Here is a 26,403-nt window from a genome sequence, read left to right as displayed (position 1 = left end):
CCCGCAGCCTTGGCTGCGGGCGACGTCGTTTGGGGAGGGCAGGGGACCTTACCGCTGCTGACCCTCCTGGGCCTTGGCCTCCTGCTCGCGCCGGCGGATCTCGCGCGGATCGTTATGGGCGCGGCGGCGACGGCGGCGGCTGGCCCGGCTCTCGGCGGGCTGCTCGTCCGCCTTGGGCTCCGCCTTCGCTTCGGCGGGCTGCTCGGCCGGTTTGGGCTCGGCCTGGGGCGCCTCGGCCTTGGGCTCCGCCTTCGCCTCGGCGGGCTTCTCGGCCGACTTGGGCTCGGTCTTCGGCGCCTCGACCTTGGGCTCGGCTTTCGCCTCGGCGGGCTTCTCGGCTGGCTTGGGCTCGGCCTTGGCTGACTCCGGCTTGGGCTCCGCTTTCGCCTCGGCGGGCTGCTCGGCCGGCTTGGGCTCGGCCTTGGGTGCCTCGGCCTTGGGCTCCGCTTTCGCCTCGGCGGGCTGCTTGGCCGGCTTGGGCTCGGTCTTGGGCTTGGGCTCCGCCTTCGCCTCGGCGGGCTGCTTGGCCGGCTTGGGCTCGGCCTTGGGTGCCTCGGCCTTGGACTCGGCCTTGGACTCGGCCTTCGCCTCGGCGGGCTTCTCGGCAGGCTTGGGTTCGGCCTTGGGTGCCTCGGCCTTGGACTTCGCCTTCGCCTCGGCGGGCTTCTCGGCCGGCTTGGGTTCGGCCTGGGGCGCCTCGGCCTTGGGCTCCGCCTTCGCCTCGGCGGGCTTCTCGGCCGACTTGGGCTCGGTCTTCGGCGCCTCGACCTTGGGCTCGGCTTTCGCCTCGGCGGGCTTCTCGGCTGGCTTGGGCTCGGCCTTGGCTGACTCCGGCTTGGGCTCGGCGGGCTTCTCTACTGCCTTGGCGTCATCGGCCTTCGGGGCGTCGGCTTCCGCCTTGGCGGCCTCGGCCTGCAGGCGCTCCTGCTCGGCCACCGCCTTGGGGTTGAGGGCATGCTGACGGCTGCGGCTCCGCGGGTTGTTGCGGGTGCGCTTGGGCTTGCCGTCGTCCGCGGTGGCCTCGGCCTTGGGGGCGGGTTTCGCCTCCTGCGGTTTCTGGTCGGCGGCCCTGTCGTCACGCTTGTCCGACGGCTTGTCGCCGCCACGCTGGCGGCGGTTGTCGTCGCGACCCTTCGGCGCCTCCTGGCCCTGGCGCGGCTGGCGGGCCTCGTCCTGGCGGCCGCGACCGCGGCCGCCACGGCTGCCGCGACCCTCGTCGCCGCCCTGGCGGGCGGCGGCCTTGGCGCCGCTCTCCTGCCGGGACTGGCCACCGCCGCGGCGCTCGTCGCCGCGCGGCTTGCGCTGGCGGCCGTTGCGCTGGTCGCTGGGCTCTTCGTCACGGGCGGGCTTGCGCGGCGCCTGGCCGCCCTTGGAGGTATCGCCCGGGGGGCGTGCCTCGCCCTCGCTTTCGTCGCTGCCCAGCAGGCGCGAGAGGCCCTTCACCAGGCGACCCAGCACACCGCCCTGGGGTTCCGCGGTCACCGGCGGGGCGGCCCTGGTCTCGGTCTCGGTCTCGGCCTTGGCCTCGGCGGTGGGCGCCTCTTCCTGTTGCAGGGAGGCCGGCGCCGGTTCGTGGTGGATCACGGTCTTGACCGCCGCCTCGGCGCGCTGCACCGGCTTGCCGAAGGAGGCCTCGGGCTCGCGGCCCACCTCGGTATCGGTGGAGAGCTCGAAGCTGGACTTCTGGCCACCATCCTCGTCGACGTGGTCGTCGCGCAGGCGCTGGACGTCGTAGTGGGGCGTGGCCATGTCGGGGTTGGGCAGCAGCACCACCCTGACCTCCTGGCGACGCTCGATGTCGGCCAGCACGTTGCGCTTCTCGTTGAGCAGGTAGGTGGCCACCGGCACCGGCAGGATGGCGCGGATCTGGGCGCTGCGCTCCTTCATCGCCTCCTCCTCGATCAGGCGCATGATGGAGAGCGACAGGGAGCGCACGTCACGGATGGTGCCCTGGCCGTTGCAGCGTGGGCAGACCACGCCGCTGGTCTCGCCCAGCGAGGGACGCAGGCGTTGGCGGGACATCTCCATCAGGCCGAAGCGCGAGATGCGGCCGATCTGCACCCGGGCGCGGTCGAGCTTCAGCGCATCGCGCATGCGGTTCTCGACCTCGCGCTGGTTGCGCGCCGGACTCATGTCGATGAAGTCGATCACCACCAGGCCGCCGATGTCACGCAGGCGCAGCTGGCGGGCGATCTCGTCGGCCGCCTCCAGGTTGGTCTGCAGGGCGGTCTCCTCGATGTCGCTGCCGCGGGTGGCGCGGGCCGAGTTGATGTCGATGGAGACCAGCGCCTCGGTATGATCGATGACGATGGAGCCGCCGGAGGGCAGCTTCACCTCGCGCTCGTAGGCGGTCTCGATCTGCGACTCGATCTGGAAGCGCGAGAACAGCGGCACTTCGTCGGCGTAGAGCTTGATCTTCTGCTGGTAGGAGGGCATCACCTGGCGGATGAAGGCCAGCGCCTCCTGGTGCACCTCGGGACTGTCGATCAATACCTCGCCGATGTCCTGGCGCAGGTAGTCGCGCATGGCGCGGATGATGACGTTGGACTCGCGGTAGATCAGGAAGGGCGCGGGGCGCTTGCCGGCCTCGGCGGTGATCGACTCCCACACCTGGACCAGGTAGTCCAGGTCCCACTGCAGCTCCTCGGTGCTGCGGCCGATGCCGGCGGTGCGCACGATCAGGCCCATGCGGTCGGGCACGGTGAGCTGGTTCATGGCGTCCTTGAGCTGGCTGCGCTCCTCGCCCTCGATGCGCCGCGAGATGCCGCCGGCTTTGGGGTTGTTGGGCATCAGCACCAGGAAGCGGCCGGCCAGGCTGATGAAGGTGGTCAGCGCCGCCCCCTTGTTGCCGCGCTCCTCCTTGTCGACCTGGACGATGACTTCCTGGCCTTCCTTCAATACTTCCTTGATGCTGGGGCGACCATCGGGATCCTTGACGAAGTACTCGCGGGAGATCTCTTTGAGGGGCAGGAAGCCGTGGCGCTCGGCGCCGAAGTCGACGAAGGCGGCTTCGAGGGAGGGCTCGATACGGGTGATCTTGCCGCGGTAGATATTGGCTTTCTTCTGTTCCCGGGCACCGGATTCGATGTCCAGGTCGTAGAGGCGTTGTCCATCGACCAGTGCGACGCGCAGCTCTTCGGGCTGGGTCGCATTGATGAGCATCCGTTTCATGTTGACTCGCACTATGGGGTACCGGCGAGCCCGACGTGGCGAACCTCTGTGTGCTGCGTGCCTGTGCTCAGCGCATGTCGCGGATGCGCAGTAGCGTCCGGCCGCGTGACGCCCGATCGGGGCGGCGGCGCGGCATGACCATGTTGAGTACGGGGCGGAGGCAGGACATGTTTCGGTGGGCGTCACCCATCCGGCCCTGCGGTCACCGCCAACACCTGGCATTCATCGATTCGCCGACGCCGGTCTCCGGCACGCTGTTGAACGTGTCCCGTGGCCAGCCGAGGCTCCATGACGGGGGGAGCGACGGGGGATCCGGGCGTGGCGCTATATCGTTGTCTCACTCGTCTTGCGATGGGCGGCGGGACGTGTCGACGTCGTCGCGGCCTGATCTTTTCGCTCCGGCCTGCGTGTCTGTCGGGCAGGCGCTCGTCAGGCCCATTTCGGCCCATTGGAGCGAGTTGGCAATATAACAGCAATGGGGGTGGCCAGCAATTGGCGCACGGTGGCGCTCACTGCGGTAGAATGCGGCCCTTCGCAGGTTCTGGCAGTGGAGTCTCGGCATGGCCGAAGGGCACGACGTACAGTGGGTGGAGGTGACGGAAGGGCAGGTCGGCCAGCGGGTCGACAACTTCCTGATGACGCGCATCAAGGGGGCGCCTCGGGCACTGGTCTACCGCATCGTGCGCAAGGGCGAGGTGCGGGTGAACAAGAAGCGCGTCAAGCCCGACACCCGGCTGGTGCTGGGCGACGTGGTGCGCATCCCGCCGCTCAGGTTGTCGCCGCGGGAGGCGGTGCAGGAGGTGAGTGACAACCTGCGCAACCTGCTGGCCGGCAGCGTACTGGTGGAGGGGCGCGACTGGCTGGTGATCAACAAGCCCTCGGGGTTGGCCGTGCACGGTGGCAGCGGCGTCAAGATCGGCCTGATAGAGGCCCTGCGCCAGGTGCGCGAGGACCTCGACTTCCTCGAGCTGGTGCATCGCCTGGATCGTGACACCTCGGGCTGTTTGCTGCTGGCCAAGTCGCGCCCGGCGCTGCTGGCCCTCAATGCTTCCCTCAAGCAGCAGCAGATGGACAAGCGCTACCTGGCGCTGGTGGCGGGGCGCTGGCCGGCCAGGCGCGACTTCGTGGCGGCGCGTCTCGACCGTTTCACGCTAGGCAACGGCGAGCGTCGGGTGCGTGTCGACGCCGAGGGCAAGGTGGCGCGTACCCGTTTCGCGGTACGCGAGGCCTTCGCCGGGACCACGCTGGTGGAGGCCGAGCCGGTCACCGGGCGCACCCACCAGATTCGCGTGCACGCCGCCCACGCCGGCCACCCGCTGCTCGGCGACGACAAGTACGGCAGTCGAGAGAGTCAGCGCCAGACGGCGGGGCTCGGCCTGTCGCGGCTCTTCCTGCATGCCGAGACATTCGCCTTCCCCGAGCCCAGCAGTGGCCGCCCTGTGCGGATCCGCGCGCCGCTGCCCGATGCACTGGAGGCGGTGCTGGCCCGCGCCCGCCGCGCCGACTGAGGGGGTGACATGCGCTATCGACTGGTGATCTTCGACTGGGACGGCACCCTGATGGACTCCGCGGGGCGCATCGTCGCCTGCATGCAGGCGGCAGCCCGTGACATCGGCTGGCCGGTGCCGGAGCCGGCGGCGATACGCGATATCATCGGCCTGGGGCTTCCCGAGGCCATCGCGGCCCTGTGCCCCGGCATCGACGCCGAGCGCGCCGAACTGCTGCGCAGCCGCTACGCCTGGCACTTCGTGGAGGGCGATGCCACCCCGATGCACTTCTTCCCGGCGGTGGAGGCCGGCCTGACCGCGCTGCGCGACGGCGAGGGCCAGCGCCTGGCGGTGGCCACCGGCAAGAGCCGGCGGGGGCTCGAGCGGGTCTTCCGCGAAAGCGGCAGCGGCCACTGGTTCCACGCCAGCCGTACCGCCGACGAGACTCGCTCCAAGCCCCATCCGCTGATGCTCGAGGAGTTGCTGGCGGAGCTCTCGGTGCCGGTGGGCGAGGCGGTGATGGTCGGGGATACCGAGTACGACCTGGAGATGGCCAGGGCGCTCGACATGGATCGGGTGGCGGTGACCTGGGGCGTGCACGCCCGCGAGCGGTTGGCCGCCAGCCGGCCGACCTTCACCGCCGAGACGGTGTCTCAACTCTTCGACTGGTTGCATGGACGGTGCACATGAGCGACGACGAGCGTAAGGATGGCGGGACACAGGATCCCTGGACCCAGGGGGCCCAGCTGACCCGCGAGGAGGCCAAGGCCCGCCGCGAGACCCGTGGCGCCACGGGAAGCGAGCCGGCGATGCCCGAGGATGCCGAGGCGCTGCGCGAGCGCCAGCGCCTGGCCCAGCTGGAGATGATGGATCGCTGGATCGGCGGGGTGCTGGCGGAGCAGCGGCGTTCGCGACGCTGGAAGCTGTTCTTTCGCTTCTTCTTCGCGGCACTGATCCTGGCCTCGCTGTCGGTGACCCTCTACAGCCTGGTGGCGGGGCCGCCGGGGGTGAGCGCGGCGCCCGGGCCACACCTCGGGGTGGTCGAGGTGGACGGCGCGATCGATGCCGACTCGCCGGCCAGCGCCGAGCGCATCATCGCTGGCCTCAAGCGTGCCTGGGAGGCCGAACAGAGCCAGGCCGTGGTGTTGCGCATCGACAGCCCCGGCGGCAGTCCGGTGCAGTCCCAGCGGGTCTTCGCGGAGATCATGCGGCTGCGCGGCGAAGGCGACAAGCCGATCATCGCGGTGATCGAGGACCTGGGGGCCAGCGGTGCCTACTACATCGCCGCGGCGGCCGATGAGATCGTCGCCGCGCCGGCGAGCCTGGTGGGCTCCATCGGCGTGATCCATGCCGGCTTCGGCTTCGCGGAGGCGATCGACCGCCTGGGGGTCGATCGGCGGGTCTACGCCGCCGGCGAGAACAAGGCCTTCCTCGATCCCTTCTCCGAGGTGGCTCCCGAGCAGCGCGAGTTCTGGCAGTCGGTGCTCGAGAGCACCCACGAGCAGTTCATCGCGGCGGTGCGCGAGGGGCGGGGCGAGCGGCTCGCCGACGACGAGCGACTGTTCAGCGGGCTGATCTGGAGCGGCGAACAGGCCCTGGAGCTCGGCCTGGTGGACGAGCTGGGCAGCCTCGATGCCCTGGCCCGGGAGCGCCTCGACGAGCCCGAGGTGCGTGACTATACGCCTGCACTCGATCCCTTCGAGCGGCTGTCGCGGCAGTTCGGCCGCGTGGCCATGGAGTGGCTCGGCCTGCCGCGGGCGGAGTCGCCGGTGCGTTATCAGCTTCCGTGAAACGCCGAGCAGTGCAGGAGGGCAGCTCCGCTGCGCGACTGGCGCCGTCAGGCGCCGATGGTGCAGCGGGCTCGGAGCGCCCCCGGGAGGCTTCCATTTGCCCAACAGAGTTGGCCTACAACTTGCTTAAACGCCAGGCGCTAGGGGGTCGAGTCCCGCTTCGCGCAGCATCGCGCAGAGGCGGATCAGCGGCAGGCCGATGAGGGTGTTGGGGTCGTCGCCCTCGAGGCGCTCGAACAGGGCGATGCCGAGCCCCTCCATGCGGAAGCTGCCGGCGCACTCCAGTGGGTTCTCTCTCTCCACGTAGCGGGCGATCTCGCCCCCGGTCAGCTCACGGAACAGCACATCGAAGGTCTCGTGGCAGACCCGGTGGCGGGCGTGGCGGGTGTCGAGCAGCGCCAGGCCGGTGAGGAAGCGCACCCGCTTGCCCGAGAAGCGCGCCAGCTGGGCGCGGGCGGTGGCCTCGTCGGCGGGCTTGCCGAGGATCTCGCCGTCGAACAGCCCCACCTGGTCGGAGCCGACGATCAGGTGATCCGGCCAGGCACGGGCCAGCCGCTCGGCCTTGGCCAGCGCCAGGCGGTGCACCAGTGCCCGTGGCGACTCGCCGGGGTGCGGCGTCTCGTCGATATCGGGGGCCTGCCAGGCGTAGGGCAGGCCGAGGCGGTCGAGGAGCTGGCGGCGCCAGCGGGACCCCGAGGCGAGGACGAGGCGTGTCATGAGGGCTTCCCTGGTCGACATTCCGGGAGCCAGGGTAACACGCGCCGGGCGGCTCACGACGGCTTTGACAGGGGCAGGGGGAGTGCCTATCATTGCGCGCCTATGTTGACCACGCGACTTCCCAACCGGGTCGAGCCCTACCGGCTCGCCGCCCACGCCGAGCATCTCGAGGGCCTGGTGGCCCTCGACGCCTTCGCGCGTCTGGCCGAGGCGGTCGGGGCGCAGCATGGCGAGGTGGCGGTGTGGCTGGATTTCGCCATCGACGCCCAGGGGCGTCGGGTGATCCAGGGGCACCTGGAGGCCGACCTGCAGTTGCCCTGCCGGCGCTGCCTCTCGCCCATGGCGCAGCGCGTGGAGAGCGATTTCCTGCTGGGCATGGTGAGTAGCGACGCCCTGGCAGCCGAGCTGCCGAGCACCCATGAGCCGGTGCTGGTGGAAGACGAACAGCTGAACCTGTTGACGGTGGTCGAGGATGAACTGATCCTCAGCCTCCCCCAGGTGGTTTACCACGATGAGGCCGACTGTGCGGTCTCTCGCGACCAGCTGACCAGCGGGGAGGGTGCCGAGGCATCCGACGAGCCCGCGGCGAGTCCCTTCGAGGTGCTCAGGCGCCTGAAGGGCAAACACTGATTTTCCGATCGATTCACTCTGGAGTGACATTCCATGGCAGTTCAACAGAACCGCAAGACTCGTTCCAAGCGCGGCATGCGTCGCAGCCACGATGCCCTGAGCGCGCCGACCCTCTCCCAGGACAAGGAGACCGGTACCACCCACCTGCGTCACCACGTCTCTCCGGACGGCTTCTACCGTGGCCGCAAGGTCGTCGACGCCTGAGGCGACGACGTACCCTGCGGTAATCTCCGGCCGCTGACCCCTCGTGCGGATCGCCATCGACGCGATGGGCGGTGACCTCGGCCCCTGCGCCACGGTGCGCGGGGCGGCCGGCGCGGCCCTCCAGGATCCCCGGCTCGAGCTTCGGCTGTTCGGCCCGCAGGCCCAGCTGGAGCGCGAGATCTCCTGCCTGCCGCGGCGTCTCGCCGCGGCGGGTTCGTGTCTGGTGGTCGTCGATGCTCCGGGGGTGATCGATCCCGGATCGCGCCCCTCCGATGCCCTGCGCCATGGCGGCGACTCGAGCATGGCCAGGATGCTGGCCAGCCTGGTGGCGGGGGAGGCCGACGCCGGCGTCAGCGCCGGCAACACCGGGGCCCTGATGGCCCTGGGGCGCCGGGCGCTGGGCACCGTGGCCGGCATCCCCCGGCCGGCGATCAGCACCGCCATCCCCACTCGCCAGGGGCGCTGCTACCTGCTCGACCTGGGGGCCAACGTCGAGGCCTCCGCCGAGCGCCTGGTGGACTTCGCGCGCATGGGCGAGGTCATGGCGCGTCGCGTCGATGGCCTGGCGGCGCCGCGTGTGGCGCTGCTCAACGTCGGCGTCGAGGGCACCAAGGGGACCGCCAGCGTGCGCGGGGCGGATGCGCGGCTGCGTGCCCTGCCCGGCCTGGACTATCGTGGCTATGTCGAGGGCGACGGCATCTTCGCCGGCGAGGTCGACGTGGTAGTCTGCGATGGCTTCGTCGGCAATGCGGTGCTCAAGGCCAGCGAAGGCCTGGCGCGCATGCTGGTGGCGCGGGTCCAGGCCACCTTCGAGGCCCACTGGGGCAGCCGCCTGGTGGGGGCCCTGGCACGGCCGGCCCTGCGGCGGCTGCGTCGCGAGCTGGACCCGGTACGCTACAACGGCGCCAGCCTGCTGGGGCTGGCGGGCATCGTGGTGAAGAGCCACGGCGGTGCGGATGCCGCCGGCTTTCGTTACGCTGTGCTGCGCGCGGTACGCGAGGTCGAGCACGACCTGCCGCGGCGCCTGGCAGCGGAGCTGGGCGCGCGCCCGACGAATCAGGATCCTCGCGCCGGCGCGGCCGGTGGCGATGACAGCCAACAAGAGCATAGGTGACAAGATGACTCAACCGCTCGCCCTCGTGTTTCCCGGGCAGGGCTCCCAGCAGGTCGGCATGCTGCGGGAGCTGGCGGAACGCTACAGCGTAGTGCGCACCACCTTCGAGGAGGCCGCCGACGCGCTGGGTTACGATCTCTGGCAGGTGGTTCAGGAAGGGCCTGTCGAGGCGCTCAACGCCACCGCCTGTACCCAGCCGGCACTGCTCACCGCCAGCGTCGCCATCTGGCGCGTCTGGCAGGAGCTGGAGGGGCCGCGTCCCGGGGCCATGGCCGGCCACAGCCTCGGCGAGTACAGCGCCATGGTGTGTGCCGGAGCCCTGCCGTTCGCCGAGGGCGTGAAGCTGGTCAAGCTGCGTGGCGAGGCGATGCAGGCGGCGGTGCCGGCCGGCGAGGGCGCCATGGCGGCGATCCTCGGCCTCGACGATGCCATCGTGGAGCAGGCCTGCGCCGACGCTGCCCAGGGCGATGTGGTGGCTGCGGTGAACTACAATGCCCCCGGCCAGGTGGTGATCGCCGGGAGCCAGGCCGCCGTGGAGCGTGCCATCGCCGCCTGCCAGGAGGCGGGGGCCAAGCGTGCCATGCCGCTGCCGGTCTCGGTGCCATCCCACTGTGCGCTGATGGAGCCCGCTGCCGAACGCCTGGCCGAGGCCATGGAGGCGATCGAGCTGCGTGCACCGCGCTACACCGTGGTCCAGAACGTGGACGCTCAGGCCCATGCCGACGTGGCGACCCTGCGTACGCGGCTGATCGAGCAGCTCTACCGGCCGGTACGCTGGACCGATTGCGTGGAGGCCATGGTCGAGCGCGGTGCCGGGGTGTTCATCGAGTGCGGGCCGGGCAAGGTGCTCACCGGCCTGGGCAAGCGCATCGCCCGCGGCAGCAAGGGCCTGGCGGTCAACGATCCCGACAGCCTGGATGCGGCGCTGGAACTGGCACGCGGTGCGGCCGGCCAGGCGCCGGCCCAGGGCTGACCTTTCCATCCGGACGAAGGCGAAATCACCATGTCTAGCGAATCCAGAGTCGCCCTGGTCACCGGGGCCAGTCGCGGCATCGGCCGTGCCATCGCCCACGAGCTGGGGCGCCAGGGGCGCATCGTGATCGGCACCGCCACCAGCGATGCCGGTGCCGAGCGCATCGACGCCGACCTCAGGGCCCAGGGCATCCAGGGCGCCGGTCGCACCCTCGACGTCACCGACCAAGCCAGCGTCGACGGCCTGATCAAGGCGATCGGCGAGGAGTTCGGCGCGCCGACCATCCTGGTCAACAATGCCGGCATCACCCGCGACAACCTGCTGATGCGCATGAAGGAAGAGGAGTGGGACGACGTCGTCGACACCAACCTCAAGTCGGTCTATCGCGTCAGCAAGGCATGCCTGCGCGGCATGACCCGGGCCCGCTTCGGCCGCATCGTCAGCATCAGCTCGGTGGTCGCCACCATGGGCAACCTGGGGCAGACCAACTATGCTGCCGCCAAGGCGGGCATGGAGGGGTTCACCCGCGCCCTGGCGCGTGAGGTGGCCACGCGGGCCATCACCGTCAATGCGGTGGCTCCGGGCTTCATCGCCACCGACATGACCGAAGCATTGCCCGAGGCGCAGCACGAGATGCTGTTGGGGCAGATCCCGCTCGCCAGGCTCGGCCAGCCCGAGGAGATTGCTGCGGCAGTGGGGTTTCTCACCGGCGAGACCGCCGGCTACATCACCGGCGAGACCCTGCACGTCAACGGCGGCATGAACATGCGTTGAGACCCTCCGGATCCGGCGGTTGCGCCGGCTCCGGGGCGTCTATACACTACCCCGCAGCTTCCGGCTTGCGGATCTGGAACCCTAACGGCTGGTCATCTGGACGGCCAATGTGAACGACTGGAGTACGTCATAATGAGCACCATCGAAGAGCGCGTGAAGAAGGTTGTGGCCGAGCGCCTGAACGTCAAGGAAGAGGACATCCAGAACAGCTCCTCCTTCACCGAAGACCTGGGCGCCGACTCCCTGGATACCGTCGAGCTGGTCATGGCGCTCGAGGAGGAGTTCGATACCGAGATTCCCGACGAGGAAGCCGAGAAGATCACTACCGTTCAGGAAGCCATCGACTACGTCAACGCCCACCAGTAAGCCTGGTGGCGGTCGAGACCGCTTGCTGACGCCGGGGCCGCCCTAGCCGGAACGGCCCCCAGGAAAGCCGCCCCGCACGGGGCGGCTTTTTCGCACCCGAACGCTGTCCGACGGACTCGTCGGGGGCGGCATGTCGCGGGGAGACTCGGTATAATGCCCGCAAAAGACGGCTCCCCGCGACGGGGCCGTGTCATGTGAAGGATTGCCTGGAGGAAGACCGATGGCACGTAGAAGGGTAGTGGTGACCGGCCTGGGCCTGGTCACGCCGGTGGGGAACGGCGTCGAGGAGAGCTGGCGCAACATCGTCGCCGGCAAGAGCGGTATCGCCCCCATCGAGCACTTCGATGCCAGTAGTTTCAATACCCGCTTCGGGGGCTCGGTGAAGGGCTTCGACATCAGCCCCTACCTGAACCCCAAGGACGCCCGCAAGATGGACCTGTTCATCCAGTACGGCGTGGCGGCCGGCGCCCAGGCGATCGACGACGCGGGGCTGGAGTGCTCCGAGGAGAACGCCTCGCGCATCGGGGTGGCCGTGGGGTCCGGCATCGGCGGACTGCCGATGATCGAGCATAACCACGATGCCCTCCACAAGGGCGGCGCCCGGCGCATCTCGCCGTTCTTCGTACCCGGTTCGATCATCAACATGATCTCCGGCAACCTGGCGATCCAGTATGGCTTCCGCGGCCCCAACATCGCCATCACCACCGCCTGCACCACCGGCACCCATAACATCGGCTACAGCGCACGTACCATCGCCTACGGCGACGCCGACGTCATGGTCTGCGGCGGTGCCGAGATGGCCACCACCCCGCTGGGACTGGGCGGTTTCTCCGCGGCGCGGGCGCTGTCCACCCGCAACGACGACCCGGCTGCGGCCAGTCGCCCCTGGGATCGGGACCGCGACGGTTTCGTGCTCTCCGACGGTGCCGGGGTGATGGTGCTCGAGGAGTACGAGCACGCCAAGGCGCGGGGGGCGACCATCTACGCCGAACTGACCGGCTTTGGCATGAGCGACGACGCCTATCACATGACCGCTCCCCCGGTGGATGGCGGCGGGGCGGCGCTGTCCATGGCCAACGCCATCCGCGACGCCAGCCTGGATCCCTCCGCCGTCCACTACATCAATGCCCATGGTACCTCGACCCCGGCCGGTGACCTGGCCGAGAGTCGGGCCGTACGCAAGGTGATGGGCGAGGCCGCGGAGTCCGTGGCGGTGAGCTCCACCAAGTCGATGATCGGCCACCTGCTGGGGGCGGCCGGGGCCGTGGAGGCGATCTTCTCGGTGCTGGCGATCCGCGACCAGGTGGCGCCGCCCACTATCAACCTGGACAACCCCCAGGAAGGCTGCGACCTGGATTACGTGCCGTACACGGCGCGGGAGATGAAGATCGACGTGGCGCTCTCCAACTCCTTCGGCTTCGGCGGTACCAACGGCACCCTGGTCTTCTCGCGGGCATGAGGTCGACGGCGTGACGGCCGGCGAGGGTAGCTGGCCGCTGGACGATCGCGGCGCGGCCTACGGCGACGGCCTGTTCGAGACCGTACTGGTCCGCGACGGCCGTCCGCGGCTGTGGGACGAGCACCTGGCGCGCCTGGCCCGCGGTTGTCATGCGCTGGGCATCCCCATGCCGTCCGAGCAGGAACTGGCCGCCCCCCTGGCCGAGGCGGGCCCCGGTCTGGCCGTGCTCAAGCTGACCCTGACTCGCGGCAGTGGCGGGCGTGGCTACCGTCCCCCGGTCGCCCCCGAGCCGCGTCTGCGCTGGCGGCTGTCGCCCTTCGCGCCGGACGAGACGCGCTGGCGCGAGGGCGTGCGGGTGCGCCTGTGCCGGATGCGCCTGGCCGTTCAGCCGGCGCTGGCCGGGCTCAAGCACCTCAATCGCCTGGAGAACGTCCTGGCCCGGGCGGAGTGGGACGACGACGCCATCGCCGAAGGTCTGCTGTGCGATACCCAGGGACGGCTGGTGGAGGCCACCGCCATGAATCTCCTCTGGCGGCGTGACGGGCGCCTGGAAACCCCGAGCCTGTCGCGCTGTGGCGTCGCCGGGACCCTGCGCGAGGCACTCATGGAACGTCTGGACGTCCATGAGGTCGATGTCGGGCCGGAGGCACTGGAGGCGGCCGAAGCGGTGTGGCTGGCCAACTCGGTGCAGGGCATCTGGCCGGTGGTGCGGCTCGACGCCGCGGGGGGCGACGAGCGCCGCCGCTGGGAGCTCATCGCCCTGCATCGCGAGCTCCAGGCCGAGGCCCATGCCCTGCTTGGCCATCCCGTCGCCTGAGCCGTCCATCACACAACGAGGAATTGCATGCTGCGTGCGGTAAAGATCCTGCTGGTGCTGGCCATCCTGGCCGGGGCGGCGCTGTTCGGCGGCCATCGCTATTGGCAGTCGCGGCTCGCGGAGCCCATCGCCGTGGACGAGCCGACCCTCTACGAGGTGCCCCGCGGTGCCGGCTACCATCGAGTGGTGGGCGAGCTCGCCGAGCGGGGCGTGATTGCCGACGCCTGGGCCTTCCGGCTGCTGACTCGGCTGGAGCCCGAAGCTGTGCCGCGCCTGCGCCCCGGCGAGTTCATGCTGGAGCCCGACATGAGCGGCCGCGAACTGCTCGAGCTGCTGGGCAGCGACCGGGTGGTCACCTACCCGCTGACCGTGCCCGAGGGCTGGACCTTCCGCCAGATGCGCGAGCTGCTCGCCGAGGCACCCAAGCTGGAGCAGCGTACCGCGGGCCTCAGCGACGCCGAGGTGATGGCCCGGCTCGACCGCGAGGGGCGCCACCCCGAGGGCTGGTTCTTCCCCGATACCTACCGCTATCACAAGGGCGTCAGCGACCTGGAGATCCTCGAGCAGGCGCTCGTGCGCATGGAGTCGGTGCTCGAGGAGGTGTGGGTCGAGCGCGCCGATGAATTGCCCATCGAGAGCCCCTACGAGGCGCTGATCATGGCCTCGCTGATCGAGCGCGAGACCGGTGCCCCGGAAGAGCGGCGCGAGATCGCCGGCGTCTTCACGCGACGCCTGGAGCATGGCATGCGCCTGCAGACCGACCCCACGGTGATCTATGGCATGGGCGAGCGCTTCGATGGCAACATCACCCGCGCCGACCTGCGCGAGGCCACGGCCTACAACACCTACGTGATCGACGGCCTGCCACCCACGCCCATCGCCCTGCCGGGGCGGGCGTCGCTGGAGGCCGCGGTGGACCCGAAGCCCGGCGATACCCTCTACTTCGTGGCCAAGGGCGACGGCAGCCACCACTTCTCGCGTACCCTGCGCGAGCACAACAACGCGGTGAATCGCTATATCCGCAATCGCTGACTGGAGCAGGCATGCGTAAGAAGGCTAAGCAAGTTTCAGCGCAATCAGCGAGGGGCGCCGGGGATGGGGCGGAGAGGAGGTCCTACGCCAGGGATGGCGTCGGTAGCGTACAGGGAAGTATTCACAGCGCCTCCTCGAAGGCCCGTCGCCGGTCCAGCCCCGAGCAAGAGGGAAAGAGGGAAGCCCGACGGGGACACTTCATCACCCTGGAAGGGGCAGAGGGGGTCGGCAAGAGCACCAACCTCGCCCTGGTGGTCGAGTGGCTCGAGGCGCGTGGCCTCGAGGTGGTGCAGACCCGCGAGCCCGGGGGCACGCCGCGCGCGGAGGCGATCCGCCAGCTGCTACTCGACCCCGCCGAAGGCGAACCGCTGGACGACGACGCCGAGCTGCTGCTGGTGTTCGCCGCCCGCGCCCAGCACCTGGCCCGGGTGATCCGCCCGGCCCTGGCACGGGGCGCCTGGGTGGTGTGCGACCGCTTCACCGACGCCACCTTCGCCTATCAGGGCGGCGGGCGCGGCATCCCGGCCCCCCGCATCGCCGAGCTGGAGACCTTCGTCCAGCGGGGCCTCGAGCCCGACCTGACGCTGCTGCTGGATATGCCCATACGGGAGGCTCAGCGGCGTCTGGCAGGCAGGGGCGGCGAGCGCGACCGCTTCGAGCGCGAGCGGGCCGACTTCTTCGAAGCGGTGCGCGCCGCCTACCTGGACCGTGCCCAGGCGTCCCCGCAGCGCTTCGCGGTGATCGACGCCACCCGTCCCCTGGCCGAGGTGGGCGAGGAGATCCGTGGCGTGCTGGAAGAACGGGTGTCGGCATGGCAGTGAACGAGATGCCCCCCGAGACCGCCCTGGTCGTCGAGCCGCTGCCCTGGTTGCGGCCGCGCTTCCGCGAGCTGGTGGCGCTGGCCGAGGCGGGGCGCCTGCCCCATGCGCTGCTGATCTCCGGTCCGCGCGGCGTCGGCAAGCGCTCCCTGGCCGACGCCCTGGTGGCCCGCACCCTGTGTGTCGCGCCGGGGGAGGGCGCCTGCGGCCAGTGCCATGGCTGCCGCATGCTGGCCGCCGGCTACCACCCCGACCTGCTGCGGGTCGAGCTGGAGGAAGGCAAGCGACAGATCCGCATCGACGCCATCCGCCAGGTCAATGACTTCGTCGCCCAGACGCCCCAGCAGGGCGGCTACCGGGTGATCCTCATCGCCCCGGCCGAGACCCTCAACGTGGCCGCCGCCAACGCCCTGCTCAAGAGCCTGGAGGAGCCGGGCGGCCGTACCCTCTTCGTGCTGCTCGCCGACATCCCCTCGCGGACGCTGCCGACCATTCGCTCGCGCTGCCAGCACTGGAGCCTGGCGCCCCCCGCCGAGGCCGATTGCCTGCCCTGGCTCGCCGAGCGCCTGGGTGGCGAGGAGGAGGCGCGCTTCTGGGTCGGCCTGGCCGGGGGGCTGCCGCTGGCCGCCCTGCGGCTGGCCGAGCCGGAGTCCCGGGCCCTTCGCCAGCAGCTCCTCGAGACCTTCGAGGCCCTGGTGCGTGGCGCCGAGCCGGTCGCCGAGGCGGCCCGCCTGGATCGCCAGTCCATCGACGCCATCCTGTGGTACGGTATCGCCTGGCTGGAGGACCTGATCCGACTGGGGCTTTCCGGGGACGGCGATGGGCTGCGCAACCCCGACCTGCTGCCCCTCTACCGCCAGGCGGTGAAGAATGCCCGGGTGCGCGACTGGTTCCGCCTGCTCGACTATGCTCGTGAACAGCGTCGCCTGCTGGCCGCGGGCGGCAACCCCAACCCCCAGCTGGTGCTGGAAGCCTGGCTGGTGCGCTGGTCCGCGCTGCTGCGCTCTTGATTCATGAGGAGAGGCCCATGGCTGCCCAGAAGGCCCTGTCGCTGAATATCCAGGACGTCCAGACCCTGCTCTCGGCCTACATGCCCTCGCTGGAGCGGGGCGGCATCTTCGTCCCCACCCGAGAGCGCTACGAGCTCGGCCAGGAGATCTACCTGCTGTTGACCCTGCCCGGCGAGAGCGACCGGGTGCCGGTCACCGGCCAGGTGGTGTGGGTCTCGCCCGAGGGCGTGACCGGCCGGCGGATGCCGGGGGTGGGCATCCACTTCAGCGTCGGCGACCAGGCGGTGCGTGACCGTATCGAGAACCTGCTGGCCGGCCACCTCGACAAGGGCACGCCGACCTATACGCTCTGAAGAGGGAAGAGGGAAGAGGGAAGAGGGAAGAGGGAAGAGGGAAGAACCATCCTGCGTATGCTGGTGGCGTAGCCACGTTCTTCCCTCTTAGTTCTTCCTTCTCGTTATCTTTTGTCATCAATTGCCGAAGAGATTCATGTTCATCGACTCTCACTGCCACCTCGATCGTCTCGACCCCGCCACCCACGGTGGGGATCCCGCCGCCGCCCTGGCCGCCGCCCGCGAGCGCGGCGTGAAGCAGTTCCTGGCCATCGGCGTGACCCTGGAGGCAGTGCCCGGCGTGGCCGCCATCGCCCGCGAGCATGACGACGTGGTGATCTCCGCCGGCGTGCATCCGCTGCACCGGGTCGCCGAGGAGCCGAGCGTCGCGGCGATCAAGGAGACCGCCGAGCGCTACGGTGCCGTGGCCATCGGCGAGTGCGGCCTGGACTATCACTACCTTGCCAAGGCACCGGACGAGGTGCCCGACCGGGAGACCCAGCGCGAGCGCTTCCGCCGCCAGCTGGTCGCCGCCACCGAGCTCGAGCTGCCGGTGATCATCCATACCCGCGAGGCCCGCGACGAGACCCTGGCGATGATCCGCGAGCACGTCGATCCGGCCATCGGCGGGGTACTGCACTGCTTCACCGAGGACCTGGACATGGCCCGCGAGGCGGTACGCCACGGCTTCTACATCTCGCTCTCCGGCATCGTCACCTTCCACAGCGCCCGGGCACTGCGCGAGGTGGCCCGGCGGGTGCCGCTGGACCGCCTGCTGATCGAGACCGACAGCCCCTACCTGGCGCCGGTGCCCCACCGCGGCAAGCCCAACGAACCCGCCTGGGTGGTGGAGGTGGCGGAGTGTATCGCCGCCGAACGCGGGATCAGCATCGAGGAGGTGGCCATGCAGACCACCGCCAACTTCTACCGGCTGTTCCGCGCCGCCGCTCCCGAAGTGCCCGAGGAGCTGCGCGGCGCCCTGAAGGACGCCGGGCTGGTCTAGGCTGGTGACATGAACCTGGATTCCCTCCTGGCCCGGATCGAACCCGAGGGTGAGATTCCCCCCGTGGACCGCTGGCACCCGACGCACCAGGGCGAGATGGACCTGGTGATCGCCGCCGACGGCCGCTGGATCCACGAGGGCCGGCCCATCGCCCGACCACGCCTGGTGCGGCTGCTCTCCACCATCCTGCGCCGCGAGCCGGACGGCGGCTACGCCCTGGTCACTCCCGCCGAGCTGCAGCGCATCCGCGTCGAGGACCGACCCTTCCTGATCGTCGATGCCGACCGCGGCGGCGAGGGCGGCTGGTGGCTGACCACCAACCTGGGCGATCGCCTGTCCCTGGATGCCGCGCATCCCTTCACCCTCAGCGAGACGCCCGCCGGTGAACTCGTCCCCGAGGTGCCGGTGCGCTTCGGGCTCGCCGCCCGGCTGGGACGCAACGTCTTCTATCGCCTGGTGGAGGCGGCCGAGCCGGGCGTCCTCGACGATGGCCGTGAGGCGCTCGGCCTCGACAGCGGCGGTGCCTGGCATCCGCTGGGCCTCCTCCACGGCGAGGTCCCATGAGGCTGACCGCCGAGCAGCGGGCCGTCGTCGAGCATGACGGCGGCCACGCCCGCGTCGCCGCCGTGGCCGGCTCCGGCAAGACCACCACCATGGTGGCGCGGGTGCTGCACCTGCTGGCCCGCGGCGTGCCGCCGGGCCGCATCCTGGTGCTGATGTTCAACCGCTCGGCCCGCGAGGATTTCCAGGCCCGGCTCGCCGCCATGGCACCGGCCGGCCAGCGACTGCCCGACGTGCGCACCTTCCACTCCCTGGGGCATCGTCTGTCCGCCAGCCTGACCCGCTGGGGAGCGCTCTCCCCGCGCCAGCTGCTGACCGCCGACTGGCAGGTGGAACGCCTGCTGCGCCAGGCCACCCAGTTGGCCCTGGGTGACGATCCGGAGGCACGGGAGTCGGCGCTGGATGCCGAGCGCCTGGAGGCCCTGGCGCACTTCTGCGCCCTGGTGAAGGCGGAGATGGCCTCGCCCGCGGCGCTCCACGAGCGCCTCGACTATGGCGTGGAGACTTGTTACTTCCCGGCCGCCTTCGAGCAGGCCGAGGCGCTGCTCGAGGCACACGGCCTGATGGGCTACGCGGACCTGCTCTACCGGCCGCTGCGCGCCCTGGAGGCGGACGCCGCCCTGCGCCCCCGGGTCCAGGGCTTCCTCGACCACGTCATCATCGACGAGTACCAGGACATCAACGTGGCCCAGCAGCGCCTGCTGGCGCTGCTGACCGGCGGCCGGGCCGAGGTAATGGCGGTGGGCGACGCCAACCAGTGCATCTACGAGTGGCGCGGGGCGCACCCCGACACCATGCTGGAGCGCTTCATGGCCACCTTCGGTGCGGCCCGGGACTACCCGCTCTCCACCACCTTCCGCCACGGCCACGCCCTGGCGCTGGCCGCCAACCACGCCATCGAGGCCAACCGCCGGCGCCCCGACCAGCTCTGCCTGGCGGGGGCGGCCAACCCGCGCACCCGGCTGGTGCTGGGGCAGGGCAGTCGCGGCCTACTCGAGGCACTGGACGCCTGGCAGGGCGAGGGGCGGTCCCTCGGCGAGGCCGGCGTGCTGGTGCGCAGTTGGGCGCTGTCGGTGCCGCTGCAGCTGGCGCTGCTGCGCGAGGGCATCCCCTTCCGCCTGGCCCGCGAGGATCGCTTCGTGTTCCGCCTGCCGCTGGTCCAGGCGCTGGCCGGCTACCTGCGCCTGGCCCGGGAGCCAGGTCTGCTGCGCGACCCGGGCCATCTGGCGCTGCTGCTGGGCCAGCCTACCCCCTTCGTGGCCCGGGAGCGGCTCCAGGCCCTGGCCGCCCGCCTGGCCGAGACCCGGCGCTGGCCGGAGCGTCACGACGCCCTGCTGGAGGGGCTCAAGGCCCACCAGAAACGCACCCTCAAGAAGCGCTGGGCGCTGCTCTGCGAGCTGCCGCGGTTGGGGGCCTGGCCGCCGGCCCGGCTGCTGGAGCACGTGGTGGCGGAGGTCGAGGCCGAGAAGGTGCTCAAGCGCGCCGCCTCGCGGCGCGACAAGGGCGAGGAGGACGTGCGCCTGCTCGACGTCCTGCTGGAGCAGGCCGCCGAGCTCGGCAACGACCCGGAGGCCTTCATCGAGCTGCTGAGCCGCCCGGTGGAGAGCCGCGACGACGGCGTGCTGATCACCACGGTGCATGGCTCCAAGGGGCTGGAGTGGCCCCTGGTGGCGGTGGCCGGCGTCAACGAGCAGGACTTCCCCCACTACGGTCGCGACAATCCCCTCTCGCCCCAGCGGCTCGAGGAGGAGCGCCGCCTCTTCTACGTAGCCATCACCCGCGCCATGGAGCGCCTGGTACTCCTCCACGACGGCGGCGACCACCGCCCCAGCCGCTTCATCGCCGAGAGTGCCTGGCAGGAGTGCGGGCGGGTGGCACGCCGCCTGGAGGAGGCGTCGGGGGGCGAGGGCGAGCCCCTGGCGGTCGCACGCCCGGCCCTGGTGGAGCGCTACCTGGCGGCGCTCGGGGTCGCGCTGCCCCTGGCCGAACCCACGCCGGGCGTGGCCGAGCCGGCTGCCGACTACCGGGCCTTCGACGTGGGCCAGCGGCTGCATCATGCGGTCTTCGGCGAGGGCGAGATCGACCTGGTGGAGGGTGACCCCGACGACCCGGTGATCGAGGTGCGCTTCCGGCACGCCGGCCGGCGGCGCCTGATCGCCAGCCGGGCGCCCATCGAACTGCTGGAAGGAGAACGCGCATGATCCATCCGCTGATCTCGGTCGACGAGCTGGCCGCGGCCCTGGCCGGCCCCCGGCCGCCGAGGCTCCTCGACTGCCGCGCCCGCCTGGGCGACCCGGACGCCGGCCGCGGCCTGTGGCGGCAGGCGCGCCTGCCGGGCAGCCATCACCTGGACCTGGATCGCGACCTGGCGGGGCCGCCGGGGGAGGGCGGCCGCCATCCGCTGCCGACCCGCGACGCCTTCACCGCCAGCCTGCAGCGGCTCGGGCTGACCCCGGATGTGCCGATCGTGGTCTACGACGACAGGGGCGCCCAGCTGGCCGCCGCCCGGGCCTGGTGGATGCTGGCCTGCTGGGCCGGCCATCCCGAGGTGCGCGTGCTGGACGGTGGCCTGGCGGCGTGGCAGGCCGCGGGAGGCGCGCTGGAGGAGGGCGAGGCCGTCGATCCGCGGCCCTCCGACTGGGCGCCGGCCTATCGGGACGATGCCTGGCTGGACGCCGACCGGGTCTTCTCCGGCCGTGCGCTCAAGGTGGACGCCCGCGCGCCGGAACGCTTCCGCGGCGAGGCCGAGCCCATCGACCCGGTGGCGGGCCACATCCCCGGGGCGGTCTGCCGGCCCAGCGCCGACAACCTCACCGCCGACGGTCGTTTCAAGCTCCCCGCCGAGCTGGAGGCCGAGCTGCCGGACGCCGACGAGGTGGTGGCCTACTGCGGCTCCGGGATCACCGCCTGCCACGACATCCTCGCCTATGCCGTGGCCGGCCGCCCGCTGCCGCGGCTCTACCCCGGCTCCTGGAGCGAGTGGATCCGCGACCCGGCGAGGCCGGTGTCGCGCGGCCGCTAGGAGCCTGTCGGATTCGACCGGATCTCAAGGTAGATCGGCGTCAAGTCCGACAGGCTCCTGGGCAGTTGTTGCCGGCATCACTACCCTTATCACGGTGGGGTGGCCGTGGAGGAGTGGCAGATGAACTTCGCGCTGATCGGGGCGGCCGGCTATATCGCGCCGCGCCACATGCAGGCCATCAAGGCGACCGGCAACGCCCTGGTGGCGGCCTACGACATCAACGATTCGGTGGGCATCATCGACTCGATCTCCACCGACTGCGCCTTCTTCACCCGCTTCGAGTCCTTCCTCGAGCATGCCTGGCGTCTCCGCCGCAAGGGGACGGGGGCCCTGGACTATGTCGTCGTCTGCTCCCCCAACCATCTGCATGGCGCCCATGTGGTCGCCGGCCTGCAACTGGGCTGCGACGTGATCTGCGAGAAGCCCCTGGTGCCCACCCCGGCCCAGCTCGACGAGTTGCGCGACGTGGAGGAAGAGACCGGGCGGCGCGTCTACAGCATCATGCAGCTACGCCACCACCCGGCGATCCACGAGCTGCGCGACAAGGTGCTGGCCGAGGCACGTGATACCCGGTACGAGGTGGAGCTCACCTACATCACCTCCCGGGGGCCCTGGTACCTGGTGAGCTGGAAGGGGGACCCGCGCAAGTCGTTCGGCGTGGAGGCCGATGTGGGGGTGCACTTCTTCGATATCCTGCGGCTGATCTTCGGCGAGCTGGAGCGCCTGGTGGTGCACTACCGCGACGAGCACAAGGCCGCCGGCTACCTGGAGTACCGCAAGGCGCGCGTGCGCTGGTTCCTCTCCATCGATGCCGAGGACCTGCCCGAGAACATGCCCGGTCGGCAGCCCACCTACCGGGCGATCCGCTGCGACGGCGAGGCCTTCGACTTCTCCAGCGGCTTCGAGGACCTGCACACGGTCAGCTATCGCGAGATCCTCGCCGGTCGCGGCTTCGGCATCGACACCGTGCGCCACTGCCTGGAGACCGTCTACGCGATTCGCCATGCCACGCCCGAGATGCCCCGTGACGGGGAAGGGCACCCCGGGCTGCCGACCCGCTTGACCGCCGGTGGCGACCGGCCATGATGCCCTTCATCGACCTGGCGGCCCAGCAGGCGCGCCTCGGGCCCCGCCTGCAGGCCGCCATCGAGGCCGTCCTGGCCCATGGCCGCTACGTGCTCGGCCCGGAGGTCGAGGCCCTGGAGGGGCGCCTGGCGGGGCGGTTGGGGGTGGCCCACTGCATCGGTTGCGCCAGTGGCACCGATGCCCTGCAGCTCGCCCTGCGGGCGTTGGAAGTGGGGCCCGGCGACGAGGTGGTCGTGCCCGGCTTCAGCTTCATCGCCACCGCCAGCAGCGTGGCCCTGGTCGGGGCCAGGCCGGTCTATGCGGACGTCGATCCGCGGACCGGCCTGCTGGATCCCGGGGCGACCGAGGCGGCGATCACCCCGCGCACCCGGGCCATCATGCCGGTCTCGCTGTTCGGGCAATGTGCCGATATGGAGGCCCTGGAGGCCCTGGCCGAGCGTCATGGCCTGGCGGTGATCGAGGATGCCGCCCAGAGCTTCGGCGCCACCCGCCACGGTCGCCCCTCCTGCGGCCTGAGCCGGGTCGCGGCCACCAGCTTCTTTCCCGGCAAGCCGTTGGGCGCCTACGGTGACGGCGGGGCGCTGTTCACCGACGATGACGAGCTGGCGGCGACCCTGCGCAGCATCGCCCGGCATGGTGAGGCGGGGCGCTACCGCCATCCGCGGCTGGGAACGAACAGCCGCCTGGATACCCTCCAGGCGGCGGTCCTGCTGGTCAAGCTCGAGACGTTCGACGAGGAGCTGGGGTGGCGCCAGGCGGTGGCCGAGCGCTACGACCGCCTGCTGGCCGACCTGCCGGTCGAGCCGCTGGCGTTGGCCCCGGGCAATACCAGCGTGCATGCCCAGTACAGCCTATGCCTGGCCGCGCGAGAGCGGGTGAGGGAGCGCCTCGCCGCGGCCGGGATACCCACCGCCATCCACTATCCGACGCCACTCTATCGTCAGCCCGCCGTGGCCGACCCCGGCTGTCGCCTGCCGGCCTGCGAGGCGCTGTGCCAGCGCATCCTCAGCCTGCCGATGCATCCCTATCTCGAATCGGCACAACAGGAGAGGGTGGCGGAAGCGCTGCGACAGGCTTCGCCGGGTCACATATTCGGATAGTTGGGCCCGCCGCCGCCCTCCGGTGCCACCCAGGTGATGTTCTGGGCCGGGTCCTTGATGTCGCAGGTCTTGCAGTGCACGCAGTTCTGGAAGTTGATCTGGAACCGCGGCTTGCCGTCGTCGTCCTCGACCACCTCGTAGACCGCCGCCGGGCAGTAGCGCTGGGCGGGCTCGGCGTAGGTCGGCAGGTTGTCGCGGATCGGCAGCTCCGGGTCGGCCAGCCTCAGGTGGCAGGGCTGGTCCTCCTCGTGGTTGGTGTTGGACAGGAACACCGAGGAGAGCTTGTCGAAGGAGAGCTTGCCGTCGGGCTTGGGGTAGTCGATCCTCTCGCACTCGTCGGCGGGCTTGAGGGTAGCGTGGTCCGGGGTGGTGTCGTGAATATTGGGTAGCTTGCCCTTGATCAGCTGGTTGACGAAGTTGTAGGCCCCGCCGAGGGTGGTGCCGTACTTGTGGATCGCCGGGCCGAAGCTGGCGCTTGCCTTGAGCTCTGCATGCGCCCAGCTCGCCTCCCACTTCTCGGTAAAGGCGGTCAGCTCCTGGCCGCCCTCATCGCCTGACGCAATGGCGTCGAACACCGACTCCGCGGCCACCAGGCCCGACTTCATGGCGGTGTGCAGGCCCTTGATCTTGGCGAAGTTCAGCGTGCCGGCATCGCAGCCGATCAGCAGGCCGCCGGGGAAGGTCATCTTCGGCAGGCAGTTCAGCCCGCCCTTGGTGATGGCCCGGGCGCCGTAGGAGACGCGCTTGCCGGCCTCCAGGTGGCGCTTGAGCAGCGGATGGTGCTTCATGCGCTGGAACTCGTCGAAGGGCGACAGCCAGGGGTTCTGGTAGGAGAGGTCCATGATCAGGCCGACCACCACCTGCTGGTTCTCGGCGTGGTAGAGGAACCAGCCGCCATGGGTGTGCTTGTCCAGCGGCCAGCCGGCGCCGTGGAGGATCAGGCCGGGCTCGTGCTGCTCGGCGGGGATGTCCCAGAGCTCCTTCAGGCCGATGCCGTAGTGCTGGGGATCGCGGCCCGCGTCGAGGTCGAAGCGCTCGATCAGCCGCTTGCCCAAGTGGCCGCGCGAGCCCTCGGCGAACAGGGTGTACTTGGCGCGCAGCTCCATGCCCGGCATATGGCCGTCCTTGGGGGTGCCGTCGGCGGCCACGCCCATGTCACCGATCAGGATGCCCTTGACCACGCCGTCCTCGACGATCGCCTCCTGGGCGGCGAAGCCGGGGAAGATCTCCACGCCGAGGCCCTCGGCCTGCTCGGCCAGCCAGCGGCACAGGTTGCCGGCGCTGACCACGTAGCGGGTGATATCGCCGCCGGTATTGTGCATGGACGGCGGCACCAGGGCGTTGGGCAGCTTCTGGGCCTTCTCGGCGTCCTTGAGCAGGTAGACCTCGTCGCGGCTGGCCGGGGTGGTCAGCGGGGCGCCGCGCTCTTCCCAGTCGGGGAACAGCTCCTGCAGGGCGCGAGGCTCGAAGATCGCCCCGGAGAGGATATGGGCGCCCACCTCGGAGCCCTTCTCCACCACACACACCGTCAGTTCCTGCTCGGCCTCGCCGGCCTGCTGCATCAGCCGGCAGGCCGCCGACAGGCCGGCGGGTCCGGCGCCGACGATCACCACATCGAAGTCCATGGAATCGCGTTCGACTTGTTCTTCCACCTCGTCTCTCCTCGCTGCCCTCGACGCCCGGGCGGCATGCCACCAACGTCGAACTGATTTTAAACGGTCGTTTGCTTCTAGCCAGTCACCATGATAGGCATAATAGCCGATCGAGGTCATCCCCTCGACAGTGCAATGCGGCCGGCGGCAGATGTCGGGATTGTTGCCGACTCACCGGCTGAGGCAGAATGAAGGGGTTTTTGCGATGTGGCGCCTATCAAACGCTCGCATGAATTTTCTAAGACCATGACTCATGGTTATAAACGCGTCGTCGCGACGACCGCATGCGACCGGCGTTGCGCCCTGTCACCTGTAATATGGTTCAACTCTCGAAGAGCCAAGCGAGGACACCATGAAAGTACTCGTCGCGGTCAAACGCGTCATCGACTACAACGTCAAGATCCGGGTCAAGCCGGACAACTCCGACGTCGATCTCACCAACGTCAAGATGGCCATGAACCCCTTCTGCGAGATCGCCGTGGAAGAGGCGGTGCGTCTCAAGGAGCGCGGGGTGGCGACCGAGATCGTGGCCGTGACCGTGGGGCCCAAGGCCGCCCAGGAGCAGTTGCGCACCGCCCTGGCATTGGGCGCCGACCGTGCCGTCCACGTCGAGACCGACGAGCGCGTCGAGTCGCTGGGCGCCGCCAAGGCGCTGGCCAGGGTGGTCGAGGACGAGCAGCCGGGCCTGGTGATCCTCGGCAAGCAGGCCATCGACACCGACAACAACCAGACCGGCCAGATGCTCGCCGCCCTGACCGGCCTGCCCCAGGGCACCTTCGCCTCCGAGGTGGTCATCGAGGACGACAAGGCGCGGGTGACCCGCGAGATCGACGGCGGCCTGCAGACCGTGGAGCTGACCCTGCCGGCCATCGTCACCACCGACCTGCGCCTGAACGAGCCGCGCTACGCCAAGCTGCCCGACATCATGAAGGCCAAGAAGAAGCCGCTGGACGTCAAGACGCCAGAGGAGCTGGGCATCGAGGTGGCCTCGCAGGTCACGCTGCTCAGGGTCGAGCCGCCGGCCGAGCGCCAGGCGGGCATCAAGGTGGGCTCGGTGGACGAGCTGGTCGACAAGCTGAAGAACGAAGCGAAGGTGATCTCATGAGCATCCTGGTCCTGGCCGAACATCACGACGGCGTCCTGGCCGACGCCACCGCCCATGTGGTCGCGGCGGCCCGGCAGATCGGTGGCGAGATCGACGTGCTGGTGGCCGGCGAGAACGTCGCCGCCATCGCCGAGGCCGCGAGCCAGCTCGACGGCGTGAGCCGCGTGCGCGTCGCCGACA

At 70.3% G+C, this 26,403-nt stretch carries 26 protein-coding genes; 23 read left to right on the top strand and 3 right to left on the bottom strand.

Annotated features, from left to right (window positions below):
• Window positions 1-48: 48 nt before the first annotated feature.
• Complete coding sequence (gene rne / locus QWY80_RS12160; RefSeq protein ID WP_290231826.1) at window positions 49-3,171, bottom strand: ribonuclease E; 3,123 nt, start codon at window positions 3,169-3,171, stop codon at window positions 49-51.
• Window positions 3,172-3,731: 560 nt separating this feature from the next.
• Here rne and QWY80_RS12155 point away from each other — a divergent pair.
• From QWY80_RS12155 to sppA, 3 genes are read left to right on the top strand one after another with little or no spacing between them, the layout of a single operon-like run.
• Window positions 3,732-4,679 carry an RluA family pseudouridine synthase gene (locus QWY80_RS12155; protein WP_290231824.1) on the top strand — a complete coding sequence of 316 codons (948 nt, stop codon included), beginning with the start codon at window positions 3,732-3,734 and terminating at the stop codon, window positions 4,677-4,679.
• A gap of 9 nt (window positions 4,680-4,688) precedes the next feature.
• Complete coding sequence (locus QWY80_RS12150) at window positions 4,689-5,348, top strand: HAD family hydrolase (RefSeq protein WP_290231821.1); 660 nt, start codon at window positions 4,689-4,691, stop codon at window positions 5,346-5,348.
• A complete protein-coding gene (gene sppA / locus QWY80_RS12145) occupies window positions 5,345-6,448 on the top strand; it encodes a signal peptide peptidase SppA (protein ID WP_290231819.1) in 1,104 nt (367 codons plus the stop codon). Before QWY80_RS12150 ends, sppA begins: the two co-directional genes overlap by 4 nt.
• A 126-nt stretch (window positions 6,449-6,574) precedes the next feature.
• On the opposite strand, the gene QWY80_RS12140 is transcribed toward sppA, so the two are convergent.
• The gene (locus tag QWY80_RS12140; RefSeq protein WP_290231817.1) at window positions 6,575-7,165 is read right to left on the bottom strand and encodes a Maf family protein; all 591 of its coding nucleotides are present in this window, start codon (window positions 7,163-7,165) and stop codon (window positions 6,575-6,577) included.
• Between the two features lie 102 nt (window positions 7,166-7,267).
• On the opposite strand from QWY80_RS12140, the gene QWY80_RS12135 reads away from it, so the two are divergent.
• The 18 genes from QWY80_RS12135 (at window position 7,268) to QWY80_RS12050 (ending at window position 23,466) form a co-directional block, all read left to right on the top strand.
• Complete coding sequence (locus QWY80_RS12135) at window positions 7,268-7,795, top strand: YceD family protein (RefSeq protein ID WP_290231815.1); 528 nt, start codon at window positions 7,268-7,270, stop codon at window positions 7,793-7,795.
• A 33-nt stretch (window positions 7,796-7,828) separates the two neighbouring features.
• Window positions 7,829-7,999: a 50S ribosomal protein L32 gene (gene rpmF, locus QWY80_RS12130; protein ID WP_021820795.1), complete on the top strand. Its 171-nt coding sequence runs from the start codon at window positions 7,829-7,831 to the stop codon at window positions 7,997-7,999.
• A gap of 43 nt (window positions 8,000-8,042) precedes the next feature.
• A complete protein-coding gene (gene plsX / locus QWY80_RS12125; protein WP_290231807.1) occupies window positions 8,043-9,113 on the top strand; it encodes a phosphate acyltransferase PlsX in 1,071 nt (356 codons plus the stop codon).
• A 4-nt stretch (window positions 9,114-9,117) separates the two neighbouring features.
• Window positions 9,118-10,086 carry an ACP S-malonyltransferase gene (gene fabD, locus QWY80_RS12120; protein WP_290231804.1) on the top strand — a complete coding sequence of 323 codons (969 nt, stop codon included), beginning with the start codon at window positions 9,118-9,120 and terminating at the stop codon, window positions 10,084-10,086.
• A gap of 30 nt (window positions 10,087-10,116) precedes the next feature.
• Window positions 10,117-10,860, top strand: a complete 744-nt coding sequence (fabG, locus tag QWY80_RS12115; RefSeq protein ID WP_290231802.1) for a 3-oxoacyl-ACP reductase FabG — start codon at window positions 10,117-10,119, stop codon at window positions 10,858-10,860.
• Window positions 10,861-10,992: 132 nt separating this feature from the next.
• Entirely contained in the window at window positions 10,993-11,226 is a 234-nt protein-coding gene (gene acpP / locus QWY80_RS12110; RefSeq protein WP_008956801.1) for an acyl carrier protein, read from the top strand.
• Window positions 11,227-11,446: 220 nt separating this feature from the next.
• The gene (gene fabF / locus QWY80_RS12105; RefSeq protein ID WP_290231801.1) at window positions 11,447-12,685 is read left to right on the top strand and encodes a beta-ketoacyl-ACP synthase II; all 1,239 of its coding nucleotides are present in this window, start codon (window positions 11,447-11,449) and stop codon (window positions 12,683-12,685) included.
• Window positions 12,686-12,695: 10 nt separating this feature from the next.
• Entirely contained in the window at window positions 12,696-13,502 is an 807-nt protein-coding gene (gene pabC, locus QWY80_RS12100; RefSeq protein WP_290231798.1) for an aminodeoxychorismate lyase, read from the top strand.
• 27 nt (window positions 13,503-13,529) lie between these two features.
• On the top strand, window positions 13,530-14,534 hold the full coding sequence (gene mltG / locus QWY80_RS12095) for an endolytic transglycosylase MltG (protein WP_290231796.1): 1,005 nt from the start codon (window positions 13,530-13,532) through the stop codon (window positions 14,532-14,534).
• A gap of 200 nt (window positions 14,535-14,734) precedes the next feature.
• Entirely contained in the window at window positions 14,735-15,355 is a 621-nt protein-coding gene (tmk, locus tag QWY80_RS12090; protein ID WP_290232584.1) for a dTMP kinase, read from the top strand.
• Window positions 15,346-16,362 (top strand): DNA polymerase III subunit delta', encoded by a 1,017-nt coding sequence (locus QWY80_RS12085; protein ID WP_290231795.1) that lies wholly within the window; start codon window positions 15,346-15,348, stop codon window positions 16,360-16,362. The genes tmk and QWY80_RS12085 overlap by 10 nt, the downstream gene beginning before the upstream one ends.
• Before the next feature lie 17 nt (window positions 16,363-16,379).
• Window positions 16,380-16,715: a PilZ domain-containing protein gene (locus QWY80_RS12080; RefSeq protein WP_290231792.1), complete on the top strand. Its 336-nt coding sequence runs from the start codon at window positions 16,380-16,382 to the stop codon at window positions 16,713-16,715.
• Between the two features lie 136 nt (window positions 16,716-16,851).
• Window positions 16,852-17,697: a TatD family hydrolase gene (locus QWY80_RS12075; RefSeq protein ID WP_290231790.1), complete on the top strand. Its 846-nt coding sequence runs from the start codon at window positions 16,852-16,854 to the stop codon at window positions 17,695-17,697.
• Window positions 17,698-17,706: 9 nt separating this feature from the next.
• Window positions 17,707-18,261, top strand: coding sequence for a DUF1285 domain-containing protein (locus tag QWY80_RS12070; RefSeq protein ID WP_290231788.1), 555 nt, complete (start codon window positions 17,707-17,709; stop codon window positions 18,259-18,261).
• Window positions 18,258-20,459: an ATP-dependent helicase gene (locus tag QWY80_RS12065; protein ID WP_290231786.1), complete on the top strand. Its 2,202-nt coding sequence runs from the start codon at window positions 18,258-18,260 to the stop codon at window positions 20,457-20,459. The genes QWY80_RS12070 and QWY80_RS12065 overlap by 4 nt, the downstream gene beginning before the upstream one ends.
• Window positions 20,456-21,280: a sulfurtransferase gene (locus QWY80_RS12060; protein ID WP_290231784.1), complete on the top strand. Its 825-nt coding sequence runs from the start codon at window positions 20,456-20,458 to the stop codon at window positions 21,278-21,280. The genes QWY80_RS12065 and QWY80_RS12060 overlap by 4 nt, the downstream gene beginning before the upstream one ends.
• A gap of 120 nt (window positions 21,281-21,400) precedes the next feature.
• Window positions 21,401-22,366 carry a Gfo/Idh/MocA family oxidoreductase gene (locus QWY80_RS12055; protein WP_290231782.1) on the top strand — a complete coding sequence of 322 codons (966 nt, stop codon included), beginning with the start codon at window positions 21,401-21,403 and terminating at the stop codon, window positions 22,364-22,366.
• Window positions 22,363-23,466, top strand: coding sequence for a DegT/DnrJ/EryC1/StrS family aminotransferase (locus QWY80_RS12050; RefSeq protein ID WP_353960453.1), 1,104 nt, complete (start codon window positions 22,363-22,365; stop codon window positions 23,464-23,466). The genes QWY80_RS12055 and QWY80_RS12050 overlap by 4 nt, the downstream gene beginning before the upstream one ends.
• Here QWY80_RS12050 and QWY80_RS12045 read toward each other — a convergent pair.
• Complete coding sequence (locus QWY80_RS12045; RefSeq protein WP_290232580.1) at window positions 23,451-25,091, bottom strand: electron transfer flavoprotein-ubiquinone oxidoreductase; 1,641 nt, start codon at window positions 25,089-25,091, stop codon at window positions 23,451-23,453. The two genes, QWY80_RS12050 and QWY80_RS12045, sit on opposite strands and share 16 nt — an antisense overlap.
• A gap of 379 nt (window positions 25,092-25,470) precedes the next feature.
• Here QWY80_RS12045 and QWY80_RS12040 point away from each other — a divergent pair, with 379 nt between their 5' ends.
• A complete protein-coding gene (locus QWY80_RS12040) occupies window positions 25,471-26,223 on the top strand; it encodes an electron transfer flavoprotein subunit beta/FixA family protein (RefSeq protein ID WP_290231780.1) in 753 nt (250 codons plus the stop codon).
• A partial coding sequence (locus QWY80_RS12035; RefSeq protein WP_494337376.1) for an adenine nucleotide alpha hydrolase family protein occupies window positions 26,220-26,403 on the top strand: 184 nt, incomplete at its 3' end. The genes QWY80_RS12040 and QWY80_RS12035, both read left to right, overlap by 4 nt.

Origin of the sequence: Halomonas ramblicola (genome assembly GCF_030409215.1) — a bacterium.
In the GTDB taxonomy this organism is placed as follows: domain Bacteria; phylum Pseudomonadota; class Gammaproteobacteria; order Pseudomonadales; family Halomonadaceae; genus Halomonas; species Halomonas ramblicola.
The sequence above is the reverse complement of the archived record's forward strand: the minus strand, read 5'-3'. Positions and strand labels throughout refer to the sequence as shown.